The sequence below is a fragment of the Undibacterium sp. SXout20W genome, assembly GCF_049340285.1.
GTDB lineage: Bacteria > Pseudomonadota > Gammaproteobacteria > Burkholderiales > Burkholderiaceae_D > Undibacterium.
This window is the reverse complement of sequence record NZ_JBMPPH010000002.1, coordinates 67,705-87,150: the sequence shown is the minus strand read 5'-3', so window position 1 is coordinate 87,150 and position 19,446 is coordinate 67,705. Positions and strand designations below refer to the sequence as shown.

12 protein-coding genes are annotated in these 19,446 nt (G+C 47.3%); 9 read left to right on the top strand and 3 right to left on the bottom strand.

Annotated elements, in window-relative coordinates:
* Nucleotides 1–23 precede the first annotated feature (23 nt).
* Nucleotides 24–917 (top strand): phenylalanine 4-monooxygenase, encoded by an 894-nt coding sequence (gene phhA / locus ACO0K1_RS02040; protein WP_423022177.1) that lies wholly within the window; start codon nt 24–26, stop codon nt 915–917.
* A 105-nt stretch (nt 918–1,022) separates the two neighbouring features.
* Here the strand turns inward: phhA and ACO0K1_RS02035 are convergent, their stop codons facing one another.
* Nucleotides 1,023–1,868, bottom strand: a complete 846-nt coding sequence (locus tag ACO0K1_RS02035) for a DUF2087 domain-containing protein (RefSeq protein ID WP_423022175.1) — start codon at nt 1,866–1,868, stop codon at nt 1,023–1,025.
* Nucleotides 1,869–2,471: 603 nt separating this feature from the next.
* Here ACO0K1_RS02035 and ACO0K1_RS02030 point away from each other — a divergent pair.
* Nucleotides 2,472–4,508, top strand: coding sequence for a PIG-L family deacetylase (locus tag ACO0K1_RS02030; RefSeq protein WP_423022173.1), 2,037 nt, complete (start codon nt 2,472–2,474; stop codon nt 4,506–4,508).
* Between the two features lie 249 nt (nt 4,509–4,757).
* Here ACO0K1_RS02030 and ACO0K1_RS02025 read toward each other — a convergent pair whose 3' ends face one another.
* Both ACO0K1_RS02025 and ACO0K1_RS02020 read right to left on the bottom strand, forming a co-directional pair.
* A complete protein-coding gene (locus ACO0K1_RS02025; protein WP_423022171.1) occupies nt 4,758–5,624 on the bottom strand; it encodes a lipid A biosynthesis acyltransferase in 867 nt (288 codons plus the stop codon).
* On the bottom strand, nt 5,621–6,484 hold the full coding sequence (locus ACO0K1_RS02020) for a lysophospholipid acyltransferase family protein (protein WP_423022169.1): 864 nt from the start codon (nt 6,482–6,484) through the stop codon (nt 5,621–5,623). The genes ACO0K1_RS02025 and ACO0K1_RS02020 overlap by 4 nt, the downstream gene beginning before the upstream one ends.
* Nucleotides 6,485–6,715: 231 nt before the next feature.
* On the opposite strand from ACO0K1_RS02020, the gene metK reads away from it, so the two are divergent.
* The 7 genes from metK to ACO0K1_RS01985 all read left to right on the top strand — a co-directional run bounded on the left by metK (nt 6,716) and on the right by ACO0K1_RS01985 (nt 19,366).
* Nucleotides 6,716–7,900 carry a methionine adenosyltransferase gene (metK, locus tag ACO0K1_RS02015; RefSeq protein WP_423022167.1) on the top strand — a complete coding sequence of 395 codons (1,185 nt, stop codon included), beginning with the start codon at nt 6,716–6,718 and terminating at the stop codon, nt 7,898–7,900.
* Between the two features lie 33 nt (nt 7,901–7,933).
* Nucleotides 7,934–8,905: a M14 family zinc carboxypeptidase gene (locus tag ACO0K1_RS02010; protein ID WP_423022165.1), complete on the top strand. Its 972-nt coding sequence runs from the start codon at nt 7,934–7,936 to the stop codon at nt 8,903–8,905.
* A 406-nt stretch (nt 8,906–9,311) separates the two neighbouring features.
* Entirely contained in the window at nt 9,312–11,150 is a 1,839-nt protein-coding gene (locus ACO0K1_RS02005; RefSeq protein WP_423022163.1) for a M4 family metallopeptidase, read from the top strand.
* A gap of 185 nt (nt 11,151–11,335) precedes the next feature.
* Nucleotides 11,336–13,447 (top strand): prolyl oligopeptidase family serine peptidase, encoded by a 2,112-nt coding sequence (locus tag ACO0K1_RS02000; protein ID WP_423022161.1) that lies wholly within the window; start codon nt 11,336–11,338, stop codon nt 13,445–13,447.
* 131 nt (nt 13,448–13,578) lie between these two features.
* Nucleotides 13,579–15,330 carry an ABC transporter ATP-binding protein gene (locus ACO0K1_RS01995; RefSeq protein ID WP_423022159.1) on the top strand — a complete coding sequence of 584 codons (1,752 nt, stop codon included), beginning with the start codon at nt 13,579–13,581 and terminating at the stop codon, nt 15,328–15,330.
* Complete coding sequence (locus ACO0K1_RS01990) at nt 15,320–17,092, top strand: ABC transporter ATP-binding protein (protein WP_423022157.1); 1,773 nt, start codon at nt 15,320–15,322, stop codon at nt 17,090–17,092. The genes ACO0K1_RS01995 and ACO0K1_RS01990 overlap by 11 nt, the downstream gene beginning before the upstream one ends.
* 9 nt (nt 17,093–17,101) lie before the next feature.
* Nucleotides 17,102–19,366, top strand: a complete 2,265-nt coding sequence (locus ACO0K1_RS01985) for a penicillin-binding protein 1A (protein ID WP_423022155.1) — start codon at nt 17,102–17,104, stop codon at nt 19,364–19,366.
* Nucleotides 19,367–19,446 lie beyond the last annotated feature (80 nt).

Below are 19,446 nucleotides of genomic sequence, written 5' to 3'. Positions count from 1 at the left end.
AGCGTTAACAAAGAAAAAATAAAATGGATACGACAACTCTCGATACCACCGTTTCGAACAAAGATTTTTTAGCGACAGTCGCCAGCAAATCTGACGGTGCAGAATTACGCGGCGACTACACGCATGCTGACGAACATTACGTCGTGCAGCAAAACTGGGCAGCCTACAGCGAAGAAGAACACGAACTCTGGCGCAAGCTGTATCAACGCCAAATGAGCTTGTTACCTGGTCGTGCTTGTGACGAGTTTATCGATGCGTTGGTGCAAATGGATGCCGCCAATGGCATCCCGGAATTCACTAAAACATCAGATGCATTATTCAAAGCAACAGGATGGACTATCGTTGCGGTACCTGGCTTAATTCCTGAACTGACCTTCTTTGAACATCTGGCGAATCGTCGTTTTCCAGTGACTGTGTGGTTACGCAAGCCAGAAGAATTCAATTACATCGTCGAACCCGATGTGTTCCATGATTTCTTTGGACACGTACCGATGTTGTTCAATCCAGTATTTGCCGACTACATGCAGTTGTACGGCAAAGGCGGTTTGAAAGCCATGAAACTCGGCGGTCTGGATCAACTTGCGCGCTTGTATTGGTACACGGTGGAATTTGGTTTGATCAATACTAAAGATGGCTTGCGAATTTACGGAGCCGGCATCTTATCGTCCGGTGGTGAAGTTGAATATTGCCTGACGCCAGGAACAACGTCACGCCATATTCATCTGAACATCGAACGTTGCCTCAATACTCTATACAAGATAGATAGCTATCAAGAAACCTATTTCGTGATCGATAATTTCCAGGAATTATTTGACGGTACGGCACCTGATTTCAAACCCTACTACGATAAACTCAAGCAAGGAGACGCATTTCCGGCAAACAGTTTATTGCCTGGTGAAGTGGAGTTATTGCCATAAATCTCGTGAAAGAAAAATATACTCCCCGATAGTATTAAAAAAGCGCCCTCGTATCACAATGATATGAGGGCGCTTTTTATATCCAGGCAGGGGGAGTATTTACATTCAGGCAGCAACATCAACATCTTCGAGCTGACGCCAATACACGCCGTTTTCTCGGAGCATCAAGCCGTTAATAATCATTTCTCGTCGCAACGTTGCGTAGTCTTCATGAAAACCCAAAAAGAAACTGTTTATTTCCGCTTCTGAATAACGGCGTGTCGCTTCTAATTGATCGACCAACCACCGCAAAATCACCAGCCGTTTTTTGCGTTGATCTGGAATTTTGATCAAACGTCCTTGTTGTACAAACGACTTCAACACGCGCTGCACTTCGTCTGCCGTCGATTGCAAATCTAACTGACTTTGCTGCACATCCCAGACTTTTTCAAAACGTTCAACGCGGGTTGCCTGCAACCGTTGCTGCGCTAAGGTCTGCCAGCTCATAGATCCGTACCCGGCAACTACATCATTGCCAATGATCAACCAGGAAGCATCATCGGGATTCACGCCTAAGGCACGAATATAATCGACACCAACCACCACATAGTGGCGACGATACGGCAACAAATAATCCTCCGGATGTGCGTGCAATTGGACGAGTGCTTCCGCATAACTTGAGAACCAATGATTGGTATAACCACCCACTTCCGCACCATGCCAAAAATCACCCATATCTGCATCACTAAGTGCTTTCCCACCTAATATATCGCGCGCTTGTTCCCAATGCTGAAAACCACAATCGACAGCCGCCAGATTAAGACAATGGCGTAATTGCCATTCCTCCGGTAACTCCCATTTTTGCTTGCGACTCAGGATAAGTGCACGCTTATTGGCCGCCACATTTTGATTCTGCAGCAGCTTCAGCAACAGCCGCGCACGAGTTTTGATTTCTGTCGTCAAGGCATTCATAACGACACTCCGGGGACACGACCGCAAACATCAGTTCGCAACGATAGCAACTGACATGCAGTTTGAAAAAGGACGACAAAGAAAGGACAACAAGACGATAACATGACAGACTCCCATTCGCTTATCGACGACCCGCTGACGTCAAACGAAGATGGCAATATCACATTAATCAAAAGAAAATAAGTGAAATAGCAGGGTGAGAGCCTCTTGTGCGGGCAGGCGCCCCTTAGCACCTGGACACCGATTGTAGAGGCCATCAATGGACGTTGTCAATAAGCCGCGAATACGACGCAAATTTTGCAGCCACTATTGCTTTTAATTAATAAAAAGTCTGGAATTGTAAATTCTCTTTAAAAGCATATTTAAAGAATAAAGATAGACCCGAAAAAAGGCTAAGCAATGATTCTCTGCCATTGACTTGAAAAGATCTTCGCTTTTACCATCGTCGCAGTAGATAAGAGCAGGCGCTCACTTCCAAACCATCACTCATTAGATGTAAAAAATCAAACGGTATACGTCAAAACGTCATGCCGAAACACTGTTCTCGCATTGCGCGTGTCGACATCAAACTACGACTTAAAAATTTTTGAAAATGGGATTGTGATGAAATATTCTCCGGGGATAAATCGCTATTTGAAATTAGCTCTTTCAGAGATGCAATTATCAAAATATGTCATTGCAACAATTCTCGGTTTTACCCTTTGTTCGCCTCTGATCGCGCGAAGTCAGGTGATGACACCGGCGCCAATGGTAATGCAAGTTGTGGCGCATGAAGATGATGATATCTTGTTCATGAACCCAGATTTATCGGCCTCTGTTAGTGCGGGCACCGGCGTCGTTACCGTGTATGTTACTGCAGGGGAGTCTAATGGATCGCTGACGGGGGATCCCCGAACACTTTACGCCGCACAACGTGAAGAAGGAGCACGCGCTGCCTATGCGGCAATGTTAAAGCAATCGAATACGTCGCTGACATGGATACGCTCGTTACTCACTTTACCAAACGGTATCGTTGCTGAAAAAAACACCCTGAGGTCCAATCCCTCTGTCGTTCTTATTTTTCTTAATTTACCTGATGGTGGCGATCCGGACGCCGCGTATGCGCTTTATCATTTATATGAGGGAGTTGCGCCTTCTTCTTATGCCACAATCGTTCCAACAGGTACAGATGGAATCGGTTTGAAGTCATCAACTTATGGCAGTAAAAGTGATCTCGTCAACGCTCTTGTATTTTTAATGAATCAGTATAAACCAACAGTGATTCGAACCCTTGACCCCCGACCATATTCTTGCCCGGCATGTACAGGAATCGATTATGTGAATTTCGACAATACGGATCATACTTATGTCGGGAGATTCGTTGACGTAGCGCTTAATCAATATCTGGCTGCATCAACGTCAGTACCCAGAGTTAGCCTGAGAAATTACCTCGGTTATTCCATTGGACAATATCAGGGCAACTTAGGCGCCAGCGAATACACTGTCAAAAGATCCGTATTTGATGCCTACAAATATTGGGATCACAATTTACTCTCCCAAGAAAATAATTATTTAGGCTATTTCGGTACCTCATATCCTAAATATTCTGGCGGCACTGCTTGGTTAACTCAAACCCAGTCAGGGAACCTCGCTGCATTTTCAGTACAAAACGGCAAACTTGCAGTGTGGTCTCGCCCCAATGCTAATCAGCAATGGACTGGCCCAGTTTTACAAACAAGCTCAGATCCACTGATGCCCGGTGTCGCTGTTGCAAAAAGACCCGTTCCCGATAATCGAATGCAAGTGTTCGCTCTCAGTATTCCACTCGCTCAAAATACGGATGGCGCGCCTGAAAGTCTTAAAATTGTTACCTCAATTGAAAATACTGCTGGCGGATTAAACTTTACAAAATGGCTTAGCTTGGGAATTCCTACAATGAACTGTGATCCCAATGCGAGCTGCCTGGCAAGCTTGGGTTCGCCAATCGTAGCGACGAGTCAAAACGGCTTATTCCATGTATTTATCCGAAATGATCGACAAGGCATCAGTGCCATTCATCAACGTACTGGAGATACTTGGTCATCATGGTCAGATATTGGTGGTGCAGACCTTTTTGGAGACCCAACGGTGGTAGTTTCAAAAAATGGATTAATTCATGTATTTGGCACGTCGAGAAATGGGCAAATTTCTCATTGGATCGAGACGGCAAATAACGCCGAAACCTTTAACATTGATTCTCACTTCCCGACAACAAGCGCCGCTAGCACAACGAACGCAAGCATCGATAGCGACGGCAAAATAGCACTCTTCTATCGTCAACCCGGGACTGCAAATGTCGTTTTTATTAAAGAGAGTGTTTCTGACAGTCTTTGGAGCGCAACTGTCACCAATATTTCCAATGACGGCGGATTTGGGCCTGTGGTACCGCTTTTGAATCCAACTACAAAAAAATTGTCTCTGGTTACCACGAATTCTCTTGCTGGTCTGTCGTCCAGTACGCAATCATCACCTGCCTCCAGCGTATACAGTGGATGGAGTAAATTAAATGGATTATATGTAGGATATCCAAGCGCAGTTGCAGATAACGGCGGCAATACGGTCATTGGCGCTATTGGACAAAATGGTCGACTCTACATTAACGGCGTGGCGGTAGGAAATTAAGTTTGAACAGAACAAGTGGCGTTATTTTTTACCTGTAATAAATAGACAATAAAAAAACAATGTTCGTGCGTACTATCATCACCGAAAATATTGATTCTTTTCGGTGATGCAACCTACTTCCGGAACCTATTTGATCGATCATTGATAACCAAAATGAATTCGGGGTAAGCTAGCCTTGATGATCAATGCAGTTGTTAAAGATAGACTTTTTTAGCGAATAATGTGCCTTCACAATGAAGGCCGACATGTCTAATAAACCCCAGTTTCACCCTCAGGCCGAGTTTTGAATCGTTTATGCGCCCAGAAATATTCGGAGGGTGCTTTTAAAATTTCTTGTTCGATAAACGCGTTCATCTGACGCGTAGCGACAGTGATGTCGTCACCCGGATAGTTCTCCCACGGCGGGTGAAACGTCACTTTCCAGCCACGATAATTGGGTAGCATGGTCGCGATTACGGGCACAATTTGTGCGCCGGTACTGGTTGCAAGACGGGGCATTGCGGTTAAGGTCGCGGCGGGAATGCCAAAAAATGGAATGAACTCCGCGTTCTTAGCACCAAAATCCATGTCAGGTAACATGAAATAGGGAAGCCCGTCTTTGGTCATTGCACGAATAATTGGCTTGACGCCTTCGGCACGAGAAAATAACTTCACAGGACGAAAACGTGAACGCCCACGGCGTAGTGCACGGTCAAACACTTTGTTGCGCTGTTCGGTATAAATTGAGCACAAAGAAGATTCCAGCATCACCGCGACGCCAGCCACATCCAGACACACAAAATGTGGACACATCAAAATCGTTGGTCCGGCATTGATCACGTCCAGCGGCACTTTTGGTTCTACCACAATCAGACGTTTCAGCCTTGCTTCTGAACCCCACCACAAAATGCCCCGCTCGAACACACTTCGTGCGTACATCTGAAAATGTTGTTTGGCGATTTTTTCTCGTTCGGCTTCACTCAGATCGGGCCAACACAAACGCAAGTTGGTCAGCGTGATGTGCTTACGTTTGGGAATCAAAGTAAATAAAATACGACCAACGCCTTCACCAAGTCGTCCGAGTATTGGCAACGGCAGCCAATGCAATAACCACATTAAGGCAAGCACGACTCTCATGCGTGCTCCTGCTGTTCTGCTGAACTATCAGGACCTGCAACACCATCCGGCTTTTTATATCGGTTATAACTCCAGAAATATTGACCAGGTGAACGTGCAATTAATTTTTCCATTGCCCGATTAATGGCTTCGGCTTGTTGTGTCACATCATTGCTCAGTTCTTCTTCAAATTTGACAAATCGCACAACGTAGCCTTTACCGTGCGGCAGACGTTCGGCGTACGTCAAAATAATTGGCGCACCATTCATGCCGTGCAATTTAGCTGACAGGGTCATGGTGTAGGCTTTTTTGCCAAAAAAATTCGCCCACACGCCCTCGCCTTCTTGCGGCACCTGGTCTGGTAACAAACCGATCGCTTCGCCTTTTTTAAGTGCCTTGGCCATAATCCGCACACCGGACAAATTCGCTGCGGCCAACAAAAGATTGTCGCGCGCACGGGCACCTTCAATCAAAGGTTTGAGAGCGGCTTTACGTGGTGGTCGATACAACACGGTCAATCGGGTGTGGGCGGCGATCATTTGCGCCACAATTTCGAAACAACCTAAATGTGGTGTCAATAAAATAACGCCTTTTTTGGCATCCAAGGCTTGCTGCAAGAGTTCCCAATTTTCCATCGTTGCAGTCGCCAATACCCGCTCTGGTTTGGCGCACCAGATGAATGGCAGCTCTAACACGTTCTTACCGGCTTCACGGATAGCGTCGCCTAAATGCGCAGAAAAACCGGCGCGCGCGAGATTTTCCTGCAAACGTCGACGATATGATCCTGACAACAAATAGACGACACGCCCCACTAGCGCACCGATGAAATGCAGCACCGGTAATGGGAAAATGGATAAGAATCGGAAGAGAGTGACGAGCATGAGGCTGATCAAGAATGTTAGAAAAAATGAGGGGTATTCGACACAGCTTGAATAGAAGGCGTAAAATATCACACATTGGCATGCTTTGGATGTTCTCCGGAACCCGAAAAGCGTGCCACCGCCGAGTTAACAGACAACTTGCGAGGCGGTATATAAGTTCCGCTAAAGCGTCGCAGGTTCTCTTTCCGACTGCGGCACAATTTTTACGGTCATTTTTTATAGGAGCCTGCGATGGCAAATGATTTCCTTTTTACCTCCGAATCCGTGTCCGAAGGACATCCGGATAAAGTCGCCGATCAAATTTCTGATGCGATTCTTGACGCGATTCTTGAACAAGATCCCCGTTCCCGCGTTGCGGCTGAAACCCTGACCAATACTGGTTTGGTTGTGCTGGCAGGTGAAATCACCACCAATGCCCACGTTGATTACATTCAAGTTGCACGTGACACCATCAAGCGTATTGGTTACGACAACACTGACTACGGCATCGATCACAAAGGTTGCGCAGTACTGGTCGCCTACGATAAACAATCGAATGACATCGCGCAAGGTGTTGATCGTGCAAGCGATGATTACCTCAACATTGGCGCTGGTGACCAGGGTCTGATGTTTGGTTATGCTTGCGATGAAACACCAGAACTGATGCCAGCACCGATTTACTATGCGCACCGATTGGTAGAACGTCAGGCACAATTGCGTAAAGATGGCCGTTTGCCATTCTTGCGTCCAGATGCAAAGTCCCAAGTGACGATGCGTTATGTCGATGGTAAGCCACATAGCATTGATACCGTCGTCCTGTCGACACAACATAGCCCTGACCAAAGCGAAACAGCGACCAAGATGAAGCAGTCGTTCATCGACGCTGTCATCGAAGAAATTATCAAACCTGTGTTGCCAAAAGAATGGTTGCAAGACACTAAATACCTGATCAACCCAACCGGTCGCTTTGTCATCGGTGGGCCACAAGGCGATTGCGGTTTAACTGGTCGTAAAATCATTGTTGACACGTACGGTGGTGCTTGCCCACACGGCGGTGGTGCATTCTCTGGTAAAGATCCAACAAAAGTGGATCGCTCTGCCGCCTACGCAGCACGTTATGTTGCTAAAAACATTGTTGCTGCTGGTCTGGCGCGTCAATGCCAGATTCAGGTGGCTTATGCGATTGGCGTCGCCCGCCCAATGAATGTCACGGTATACACCGAAGGCACAGGTGTGATTCCTGATGATCAAATCGCAGCACTGGTCAATGAACACTTTGACTTGCGTCCACGTGGCATTATCCAGATGCTGGATCTGTTGCGCCCTATTTATTCCAGGACCGCAGCATACGGCCACTTTGGCCGTGAAGAACCAGAGTTCACTTGGGAACGCACGGATAAAGCAGCGATCTTACGTGCCGCTGCCGGCTTGAAATAAACTCAAAAACAGAACGAAGGAGTTGAAGCAGAGATGCAATGGAGTCCGTTGAAAAGTAGTGTCATTGCATCTTGCTGCAACAATTCTTACTCGGAACGTAAAAACATCGCCGTCGCGATGTTTTTCGTGACGGCGTCCCTGGGTTTATTGCAAACGTCTGTCGCAGCGCCAGCAACGGCACCCAAGGCCAAGGTCATCACCGATTGGTGCACTCCTCTGGCTGCCCGGTTGCCAAAAATTTCTGCCAATGATTGTCGCAACGTTAAGTTACAGCCGACAGGAATCAATTCTCTGAATGGGTTTCCACTGCTATCTCGCGATTTAAGCGCGGATACCAAGCATCCACACGCGATCAAAGTTTTGCTGATCGGTGGCATACATGGCGACGAACAAACCGCGTCAGCCATCGTTTTTAAGTGGTTGAATGACATGCAAAAAACGGGAGCGCAAGAATTTCAATGGAAAGTTGCCCCAATCGTCAACCCTGATGGCCTATTGGCCACCAAACCGAGACGCATGAACGCGCATGGGGTCGATCTGAATCGCAATTTTCCGACTCCTGATTGGCAAAAAGAAGCACCCGCATATTGGTCACGCGTCACCCGCAGTGATCCTCGCCGTTACCCTGGCAAAGCGCCCATCTCTGAGCCAGAAAGTCGCTGGGTCTACGACACCATAGAAAAATTCAAACCCGACGTCGTTATCTCTGTCCATGCCCCTTTTGGCGTGCTTGATTTCGATGGCCCTGCAGCGCCCCCGAGTCGCTTCGGCCGCCTCATCTACAATCGGGTGGGCGTGTATCCGGGATCACTCGGCAATTACAGTGGTTTGCATAAAGACATTCCTGTTGTCACGATAGAACTCCCGAATGCTAGTCAAATGCCACCTGATGCCGAAGTGCAACGTATCTGGCAAGACATGCAAAAATGGATACGCCAAAACATCACCGCATCGGCAACGCCAGCGAAATCCACAAAACCTGCTCCATCTGGCAAGCATGCCTGAAGTCTTCCCCCTATTTATTCCGTACCAAAAATAGCCGTACCAGGGTTCTAAGGGATAGATGCGAGCCACTTTTTTCATCACAGTCAAGATCCCTGCTATGCAAGGCAGTTCTATTTTACTATTTTCAGTAAAAATACTTGATACATAATGATACTTATTGCCGAATATTCATTTAAATATTGAATTTTTAAACAATTTAATTCTGCTTTTCATTAATTATAGAAATTTAATTTGTTTTAAAAATTTCACGATTTGTTTTTTCGATACATTACGACACTTTAATATTTCTTTTCAACAATTTTACTTGCTTTACTAACAACAATGACCGGTGCATTGGTCATTGTTGCGCAATGCATTGAGCAAGTTCAATTGGTGCATGCCATTTAAAACCATCGTTGGAGAAAAAATGAAGTCACCCATACAAACAAAGTATCACCTACAACTGACAATCACTGCCTTGATTGTGACATCAGCCGCGAACATCCATGCTGCAGAACGCGTCGAGCTCAGCAATTTATTGACACCTTTGATAGCGAACAACCGGGCAAACGTAGCAATTTCTGTCAGCGAACACTTAGGCTTGAGTTTAGGCTTGAGTAGCGAGGAACTAAAACCTTTACGTAGTCAACGTTACGCGAATGGCAAACTGGTCACGCGCTACCAACAATTTCACCAAGGTGTACCAGTCTGGGGAGAAACCATAACCGAAGACACCGCACCAGCAGGCCAACAAGCCAGTTTATCGGGCGCGGTTGTGCGTCAGATTGGTAAGGATATTCCCTCGATCACGCCACTTTATGGGCCGCAACAGGCACTAACCCTTGCCAAAACACGGGCGCAAACAAGCAGCACAGAAAATGATCAATCCCAGTTATACGTCCGACTCAATCACGAACAAGTAGCGCAACTCGTTTATGTGGTGTCGTTTGTCGACACATCACACCCGAATCGCCCTTCCCGGCCACACTTCATTATCGATGCCAATACGGGTGTCATTTTGCAGCAATGGGAAGGTCTGACTCATACAGAGATTGGTACGGGCCCTGGGGGAAATACGAAGACTGGTCTCTACGAATATGGAACGACGCCAGGTTTTTCATTCATGGACGTCGACGTCAAAGGTGCCAATTGCAAACTAAGCAGCGCCAATGTCGATACCTACAATATGAATAATAGTACCTCCGGCAATGGTAGCTTGCACACATTCACTTGCCCACGTAACACGGTTAAACCGGTGAACGGTGCCTATTCGCCGATGAACGATGCGCATTATTTTGGCAATCAGGTATTCAATATGTACCAGAGCTATTTGGGTATCCGGCCGATCAGTCAAAAACTCAAAATGAAAGTTCACTATGGCGTGGCGTATGAAAATGCATTTTGGGACGGTACCAGCATGAACTTTGGCGATGGTGCATCGCACTTCTACCCACTGACTTCGTTAGATGTGACCGGACATGAAATTAGTCATGGATTTACGGAGCAAAATTCTAATTTAGTGTATTCCGGCATGTCGGGTGGCATGAACGAAGCGTTTTCAGACATGGCTGGCGAAGCAGTTAAATACTTCGTTAAAGGAAGTAATGACTTCAAAGTCGGCGTCGACATTTTCAAAACGTCGGGTGCTTTGCGTTACATGTACAACCCACCACTTGATGGCAGTTCTATCGATCATGCGAGCAAATATAACAGCAGCCTGGATGTGCACAATACCAGTGGCGTGTACAACAAAGCATTTTATTTGCTGGCAACGACCAGCGATTGGAATACACGTAAAGCCTTTGAAGTGATGGCCGATGCAAACCGCCTTTACTGGACAAGTAATAGCACGTTTAATCAAGGCGCTTGCGGCGTAGAAAAAGCGGCCGCGAACCGCGCTTATCGAGTTGCCGACGTGACCAATGCGTTTAAAACGGTCGGTGTAAGTTGCCCAATTACACAGGCAACGGTGACGTTAAAAAATGGGGTTCTGGTTGATCATATTCAACTCGCGCAAGGCAGTAGTCAACTTTACAAAATTCTGGTGCCCGCGAGCGCTAAAAAGCTCAGTATCAAACGCACTGGCGGTGGTGAAATCTATGTGAAAGCCACAAGCGCGGCAACCACATCGAGCTATGATGCCAAATCCACCGGCACCAGTGATACTGAAACCATCACCTTACTGTCACCACAAGCAACGACCTACTACATCTTGTTCTACGCAACGACAGACATGAACAGCGCTTCTATCGTAGCAAGCTATTAAATGCGAACAGTTTAACTCCGGAAACTATTTCCGCGACCCGCCACCAAAAAATACCGCTGCGTGCCAATGCAGCGGTATTTTTATCAAGTTTCGATTATTATTCGTTGTGCATTATACAAAGACACGACCGACACCAAGACTAAGATCCCTAGTCAAAAATAAATCGACATCCCATCGGAGAATCAATGAGACACCCATCCAAAATCATCGCCGCCCTTTATTTATGTAGTGTTGCTGGCATCAGTACCGCGCAAAGTCAGGATCCCAATTTGTGGCTGGAAGATGTGACTGGCGAAAAAGCCTTAGACTGGGTGAAATTACGTAATCAGGAAACACGCAACAAGCTCGATAATGATGCTGGATTTCAACATTTACGTAGTGAATTACAAGTAATTTTAGACTCGAAAGACCGCATTCCTGGCATCACTCAAATGGGCGATGCCGTCTACAATTTTTGGACCGACGCCGACCATCCGCGTGGAATATGGCGCAAAACGACATTAGAAGCATATCGCAAAGCAGACCCAAAATGGGAAACCGTTTTAGACATTGATGCGTTGGCAAAAAATGAAAACGAAAACTGGGTTTTCAAAAATAGCCAATGCCGCGAGCCAGTTTATGACCGCTGCCTGATCGAGTTATCGCGCGGTGGCGCCGACGCCGTGACCTTGCGTGAGTTTGACCTGCGCAGCAAACAATTTGTGAAGAACGGATTTCATTTACCAGAAGCAAAAATGACGGTCGATTGGCGTGATCTGAATACGCTATTTGTCGCGACCGATTTTGGTAAAAATACCTTAACCGATTCTGGCTATCCACGACAAGTAAAAGAATGGAAACGTGGCACACCGATTACAGCTGCCAAGCTTATTTTAGAAAGCAAAAAAACCGATTTATCCGTCGCTGCACAAAGTGTCAATCATGCAAATTTGCATTATGAATTAGTGCAACGACAAATCGATTTTTACAGTTCAGAACAATATGTACGTGAACACGGCAAACTTAAAAAACTCGACGTCCCACTTCAGGCTGATCTGGCGTTTTTTGAAGATCAGTTACTCATTACCTTGCGTCAGGCATGGACATTGAAAGACAAAACCTATCCTGCTGGTGCTGTCTTGGCGATCAAGTTTTCTGCATTTGAAAAAGGTGACCGTAATTTCAATACATTATTTGAACCGAGCGACAGCACTTCATTTACAGGTTTAGCGACAACCCGCCATTTCTTGCTGCTGCAAGCCTTGGATAATGTTAAAAGCAATCTCAAAGAATGGTCTCTGAAAGACGGCAAATGGGTCATGAGAGAAGTCAAATTGCCAACCTTGGGCAGCATTACCGTCAGCCCGATGGATGCCGACAAATCCGATGATTACCTGCTCAGTTATTCAGATTACCTGACGCCAAGTGTTTATTTGCTGGCGCATGCAGGCAGTGACCAACGTAGCACTTTAAAATCTGCGCCAGCGTTTTTTGATTCGACGCCCTATGAAACCTTGCAACAATTTGCGACCTCGGCGGATGGCACCAAAATTCCTTATTTCATCGTCAAGCGTAAAAACCTCAATTACGATGGCAACAACCCAACCTTATTATATGGCTACGGTGGTTTCCAGATTTCATTGACGCCATCGTATTCTGGCACCTTAGGCAAAGCCTGGTTAGACAAAGGCGGGGTCTATGTGATCGCGAATATCCGCGGTGGTGGCGAATTTGGTCCACGTTGGCATCAAGCAGCACTGAAAGAACATCGTCAACGCGCCTATGACGACTTTGCGGCGGTCGCCAAAGATTTAATTACCAGTAAAATAACCAGCCCTCAACATTTGGGTGCTATGGGTGGCAGCAATGGGGGCTTGTTGGCGGGCGTCGCACTGACCCAGCATCCAGAACTGTTCAATGCCGTGGTGAGCCAGGTGCCGCTGCTCGATATGCAACGTTTTAATCAATTACTCGCCGGTGCATCGTGGATGGGCGAGTATGGCAATCCAGATATTGCGAATGAATGGGCATACATTAAAGAGTACTCACCTTATCAAAATGTTAAGCCGAATATCATTTACCCCAATGTTCTTTTTATTACCTCGACCAGAGACGATCGCGTACATCCCGGCCATGCGCGTAAAATGACAGCAAAGATGCTGGAACAAGGTCATAAAAACGTGTGGTATTTTGAAAATACCGAAGGTGGCCACGGGGGCGCAGCAAACAGTACCCAACGTGCTGATATGAGCGCCATCACGTATAGTTTCTTGTGGAACATGCTGAAGTGGGATAATACGGCATATGTTGTACATTAATTGTACGTTAACTGTATTTTAATCGTCGATTGATCGTAGATTGCGTTTGATGCAATCACATCAATGAGCACTGACGATCCGTTATCTTGACCGCCTGATCGGGATAACGGATTTTTTATTTAAGAACTGGCATGACACTGTTTCAACTACTCAGAGAATTTATACGTCGTCATTGGCTACACTATTGCGCCGCCGGCAGTATGCTAATGGCCGTCGCCATCATGACAGTGCTTATACCACGACGCGTTGGAAACGTGATTGATGGCATGGTCAATCATCAACTCGATCAACATGGTTTATTGATAGAACTTAGCTATTTAGTATTAATGGGGGTCGCAATTTACTTTTTGCGGGTAGGTTGGCGTATGCAATTATTTACGGCGTCCTATCAACTCGGTGCTGAGTTGCGTACCCGCTTATATCAACGTTTAAGTTTGCAGGGACAAAGTTTCTTTCAACAACAACGCACGGGCGACCTGATGGCGCTTGGTACCAATGACGCTGATGCGATCGAGCTGGCCGCTGGCGAAGCGGCACTCGCTGGTTTCGATGGCTCATTAACGTTCGCATTGGTCATTGGCATGATGTTGCTGGGTGTTGACTGGCGCTTAGCATTGGTAGCATTGCTACCGTTTCCTTTCATGGCATGGGCATTCAAGCGTATTACCCATCACGTACATGAAGCTTCTCGTGACTCTTTAGAACGCTTCAGCAAACTCAATGACCAAGTGCAGGAAACGCTGGCAGGTGTGCGCACCCTTCGGGCATTAGGTTTGGAACAACGCAGTGCCAGTCAATTTGCTGAGCTTGCTGAACACGCGGCCGATGCCAGCCTATCGGCGCAGCGCTGGGAAGCCGCCTACGAACCTGCTGTCGGGATCACCTTGACTTCTGCTGGCGCATTAACGCTGGCAATGGGCGGCTATCTGGTCTGGCAGAATGAAATGAGCATCGGCATGCTTACCAGCTTTAGCATGTATCTGGGTCAATTAATCTGGCCCATGTTTGCTGCGGGCTGGGTTTTATCACTGTTAGAACGCGGCAAAGCTGCATGGAACCGCTTAGAGCCCGTCTTGAATATGCCATTATCTATCGAAGACCACGGCGCCGTACAGACAGCGCCAAGCGGCGCCATCCAACTGCGAAACATTTTCTTTTCTTATCCGTCACAATCGCAGCCCGCATTGCATGATATTTCTGTATCGATAACACCCGGAAAAACATTAGGCATTGTTGGTCCGACGGGTGCGGGAAAGTCCAGCCTCATCAAGTTGATATTACGTCAAATTGAAACGCCTCAAGGAACGGTCACCTGGGGTCATCATGCCGTCGCTGATTACCCTTTGCACACCTTGCGCAATGCCATCAATTGGGTAGCGCAAGAACCATTCTTATTTTCAGCAAGCATTGCCGACAATATCGCTCTGGCAAAACCCGATGCGAGCCGGGCTGACATTATGCATGCGGCTGAATTAGCGTCGGTTCACGACGATATTGTCCGTTTCCCGCAAGGCTACGACACACCAGTCGGTGAGCGTGGTGTAACCCTATCAGGCGGCCAGCGCCAGCGGGTGGCGATAGCCAGAGCTTTATTGACAGATAGTCCGTTGTTACTATTAGACGATGCCTTATCAGCCGTCGATACTGAAACAGAAAGCCACATCCTTCAACATCTGACAACTTTGCGTCATGAACACACCCATCGTAGCGCGGTGATTGTCAGTCATCGTCTCAGTGCGGTAGCAAACGCCGACCACATTGTCGTTTTACGCGACGGCACAATAGCAGAGCAAGGAACACATGCGGAACTGCTGGCAGCAAACCATTGGTATGCCTCGCAATGGCGCTATCAACAACTGGAGGCAAGTTTACATGCCGCGTGATTTGCATATTCCAGAACAAAAAACACCCCCATCAGAAAAGAAAATGGCGGTGCAACTCCTGATCGCCTCAGCACAACCAGAAAAGTCGCAAGTTATATGGGGCATCATTTTCTTGTTGATCGCGGCAGGGTTAGAAGCAATCGGCCCGTTGCTAGGAAAGGCATTCATTGATCGCTACTTATTGCCACATCAAATGGACTTGCAGTTCGTTGTTAGCTTGCTGAGTGCCTATGTCATTACGGGTTGGGGGGCAACCTGGTTACGCTATCTGCAATTGGCCCGCCTGGCTGGTGTCGCCATGCGGTCTGTGCGACGCTTGCGCGAACAAGTCTACGGTCATGTGCTGCGCTTACCCATGGCATTTTTTGACAAAGCCATGACCGGACAGTTGGTCAGTCGTGTCACGAATGACACGGAAGCAGTCAAGAACCTCTATGTGCAAGTCTTGTTTGTGATGCTCGATAGCTCCATCGTGGTGATCGGTGCGCTTGCTGCAATGGCTTGGCTGGACTGGCGTTTAATGTTGATCGTGACGATGCTGATTCCGGCCGTCGTGATTATCGTTTGGTTTTATCAACGTTGGAGCGCACCGGCTGTCAGCAAGGCGCGCCAATTACGCAGTGAAATCAATGCTCAGGTAGCAGAAAGCATCAGTGGCATGAGTGCGCTACAAGCAAGTAATGCACAACGACGCTTTGGCGAACGTTTTGCGGACACCAATCAACGACACTATCGTGCGCGGCTTGACGAATTGAGAGCAAATGCCTGGTTGCTGCGCCCCGCATTGGATTTTTTAAATTCAATATTACTGGTCGTGGTGATTTACTGCTTTGGGCAGCGTGATTTTTCTGGCATTGAAGTCGGCATCCTTTATGCGTTTGTCAGCTACATCGCACGCGTTGTTGATCCATTGATACAAATTACCTTGCAATTCGGTCAGATTCAGCAAGCCGTCGTGTCTGCTGCACGTGTCAATACCTTGTTGCACGAACCGCTGACCGCCGATGCAAATACTGGTGCCATCATGGAATCTGGTGAGGTACATATCTCGCATCTTACTTTTGGTTATACGCCGACACACCCCGTATTGAACGACGTCAATCTGTTGATACCATCGGGCGCCTTTTTTGGTGTCGTAGGTCATACCGGTAGTGGAAAATCAACATTGATGAGTTTGTTATTGCGTTTTTACACTGCCCAATCAGGCAGCATTACGATTGATGGGCGGAGCATCGCTGACTTTTCTGATGCGCATTTCCGTGCCAGCGTCGGCTTGGTGCCGCAAGAGCCATTTTTGCTCGCTGCCAGCGCCCGCGAAAACATTGCGATGGGCAGAGAAATCAGCGAAGCAGACATCGTCGCAGCCGCAAAAGCTGCACACGTCCACGACTTAATTTTGCAACTGGAACAAGGCTACGATACCCCGTTAGGCGAAGGTGGTGCCAGATTATCGACAGGACAAAAGCAATTGATCGCCATTGCTCGCGCATTGGCAGGGAAACCGCGTATTTTGTTTCTTGATGAAGCCACATCCCATATCGACAGCGAGACAGAGCAAATTATCCAAATCGCCTTAACCGAATTGCGTCATCAAGTCACAATCATCGCGATTGCACATCGTCTATCAACCATCCGCGATGCCGATTGCATTATCGTACTCAACCACGGCAAATTGGTAGAGCGTGGCAAGCATCAGGAATTGATGCAAATTGATCATGGTATTTATCAAAAGCTGTATTTGCTACAAACTTTGGAAGAATAAGGAATCAGAATGAAATGGATACTCGCCATCGTGGCGTTGTTGGGCTCAGTCATTATCGGTGCCCTTGCTTACATTTTCCTGGGACTCGCCCCCGGCTTGCCCGCCCTGGATGCCATTACCGATTACCAGCCTAAAATACCGCTACGAATATATACAGCAGACAATGCGCTGATCGGTGAATTTGGCGAAGAACATCGCGATTTTGTGCCGATCAAAGAGATTCCTGATGTGTTGAAAAACGCTTTACTATCCATTGAAGATGCCCGCTTTTACGAACATAACGGCGTAGATTTTATTGGGCTCACCCGCGCTTTTGTGGCGGATCTTGGTGGCGGCTTTCATCAGGGTGCGTCGACCATTACCATGCAAGTTGCACGAAATTTTTTCTTATCTCAGGAAAAAACTGTTACGCGTAAAATCAAAGAAATTTTACTGACGTTCCGTATCGAAGCAGCACTTAGTAAAGATCAGATTCTGGAACTCTATATGAACCAGATCTATCTCGGTCAGCGCACGCATGGTTTTTCAAGCGCTGCCAAAACATATTTTGGTAAGCCACTAAGCCAAATCACTCTGGCAGAAGCAGCAATGTTAGCCGGTATTCCGCAAAATCCTGTACGACATAATCCGGCAGTCAATTTTCAACGTGCCAAACAACGTCAAATCCTGGTACTTAAAAGCATGCTCAACAAAGGCATCATTACTGAAGCACAATTTGACCAAGCCAGCCATGAACATCTGACAGTCACCGGCAAACAAATGTACGACGCGCATGCGGACTATGTCGCGGAAATGGTCCGTCAAAGTATTGTGACCGAATACAAAGATGCGGCTTATACCACTGGTATCAAAGTTTATACTACGATACTCAAGGCAGATCAGGATGTTGCTTACGAGGCCGTTCGAAAAAATATTATGGACTACGATCAGCGCCATGGTTACAGGGGCCCTGAGGAATTCATCACACTGCCAACCGACGAGGACGAGCGTGACGATGCAATTGATGAAGTACTTAAAAAACATCCCGCCAACGACAAACTCATTGCTGCCGTCGTGACCAATGCCACCACCAAAGTGGTACATGCTGAACTGGCGTCTGGTGAAAGTATAGAAATCAATGGCGATGGCTTACGTTTTGCCAATGGTGCTTTACAGAGCAAGGCCAAGTCAGATCTCAAGATTATCCCGGGCGCCGTAATTCGCGTCATTCAAGACGCCAAAATGCGATGGAGCATCACCCAACTACCTGAAGTGGAAGGTGCCTATGTCGCGCTTGATGCACAAACTGGCGCCTATCGCGCGTTGGTTGGGGGTTTTGACTTCAATCGCAAAAAATTCAATCACGTTACCAGTGCATGGCGTCAACCTGGCTCAAGTATCAAGCCATTTATCTATTCGGCAGCATTAGAAAAAGGCTACTCGCCGTCGACTTTGATCAATGACGTCCAGCTGTCATCGACCACTGAAGAATCATTAAAATGGGATCCACGTAATGACGATGGCAAATACGATGGTCCAGTAACAATGCGGACCGCCTTAGCACAATCTAAAAATGTCGTATCGGTACGTATCTTAAAATCAATCGGGGTTAACACGGCACTAGAATGGCTGCCGCACTTTGGCTTTAGTAAAGATAAACACCCTGACAACCTGACCCTTGCATTGGGTACCGGACAAGTGACGCCAGTGCAATTAGCAGTTGGTTATGCTGTTTTTGCAAATGGTGGCTACCAGGTCACTCCATGGCTGGTTGCCAAAATCACAGACGCACGCGGTAAAGTATTGAGCGAAACCAAAGCGCCTGCGATTGCACAAGATAGCGACAGAGTGATCGATAGCCGAAATGCTTTTATCACCGATAGTATGTTGCGTGAAGTCGCTTTACGCGGTACAGGCGCGGCGGCAGACCAAAAATTAGGTCGCCATGATCTGGCAGGAAAAACCGGCACCAGTAGCGAGGCAGTAGACGGTTGGTTTGCAGGTTATGCGAACAATATCGTGGGGGTTGCCTGGATGGGTTACGACGATCCAAAATCGCTTGGTGGACGTGAATTTGGTGCGACCCTTGCGCTGCCGATCTGGATTGATAGTATGCGGGTCAGTCTGGCCGGCAAACCTGAAATGCAAAGAACAGCGCCAGAGGGTGTCAGTAATGCCGAGGGCGACTGGATGTATTCCGAGTTTCTCAATGGGGCCGGGATTAAATCGCTGGATTTAGATGAAGCTGCGGGCACACCGCCGACGCCGGCAAGCAAACAATCTACCCCACCATAATTACGTCAAAAAAAAACCCGCAGAGTCAATCTGCGGGTAAATATCCTTACCTTTGGAGGAGAAGCATTAGGATGTCGTCA

Excerpts from the sequence above, each read along its gene's own strand:
- ACO0K1_RS02005 (WP_423022163.1), top strand. The coding sequence starts at position 9,312 with ATGAAGTCACCCATACAAACAAAGTATCACCTACAACTGACAATCACT.
- ACO0K1_RS01990 (WP_423022157.1), top strand. The coding sequence starts at position 15,320 with ATGCCGCGTGATTTGCATATTCCAGAACAAAAAACACCCCCATCAGAA.
- phhA (WP_423022177.1), top strand. The coding sequence starts at position 24 with ATGGATACGACAACTCTCGATACCACCGTTTCGAACAAAGATTTTTTA.
- metK (WP_423022167.1), top strand. The coding sequence starts at position 6,716 with ATGGCAAATGATTTCCTTTTTACCTCCGAATCCGTGTCCGAAGGACAT.
- ACO0K1_RS02010 (WP_423022165.1), top strand. The coding sequence starts at position 7,934 with ATGCAATGGAGTCCGTTGAAAAGTAGTGTCATTGCATCTTGCTGCAAC.
- ACO0K1_RS02030 (WP_423022173.1), top strand. The coding sequence starts at position 2,472 with ATGAAATATTCTCCGGGGATAAATCGCTATTTGAAATTAGCTCTTTCA.
- ACO0K1_RS02020 (WP_423022169.1), bottom strand. The coding sequence starts at position 6,484 with ATGCTCGTCACTCTCTTCCGATTCTTATCCATTTTCCCATTACCGGTG.
- ACO0K1_RS01995 (WP_423022159.1), top strand. The coding sequence starts at position 13,579 with ATGACACTGTTTCAACTACTCAGAGAATTTATACGTCGTCATTGGCTA.
- ACO0K1_RS02000 (WP_423022161.1), top strand. The coding sequence starts at position 11,336 with ATGAGACACCCATCCAAAATCATCGCCGCCCTTTATTTATGTAGTGTT.
- ACO0K1_RS02025 (WP_423022171.1), bottom strand. The coding sequence starts at position 5,624 with ATGAGAGTCGTGCTTGCCTTAATGTGGTTATTGCATTGGCTGCCGTTG.
- ACO0K1_RS02035 (WP_423022175.1), bottom strand. The coding sequence starts at position 1,868 with ATGAATGCCTTGACGACAGAAATCAAAACTCGTGCGCGGCTGTTGCTG.
- ACO0K1_RS01985 (WP_423022155.1), top strand. The coding sequence starts at position 17,102 with ATGAAATGGATACTCGCCATCGTGGCGTTGTTGGGCTCAGTCATTATC.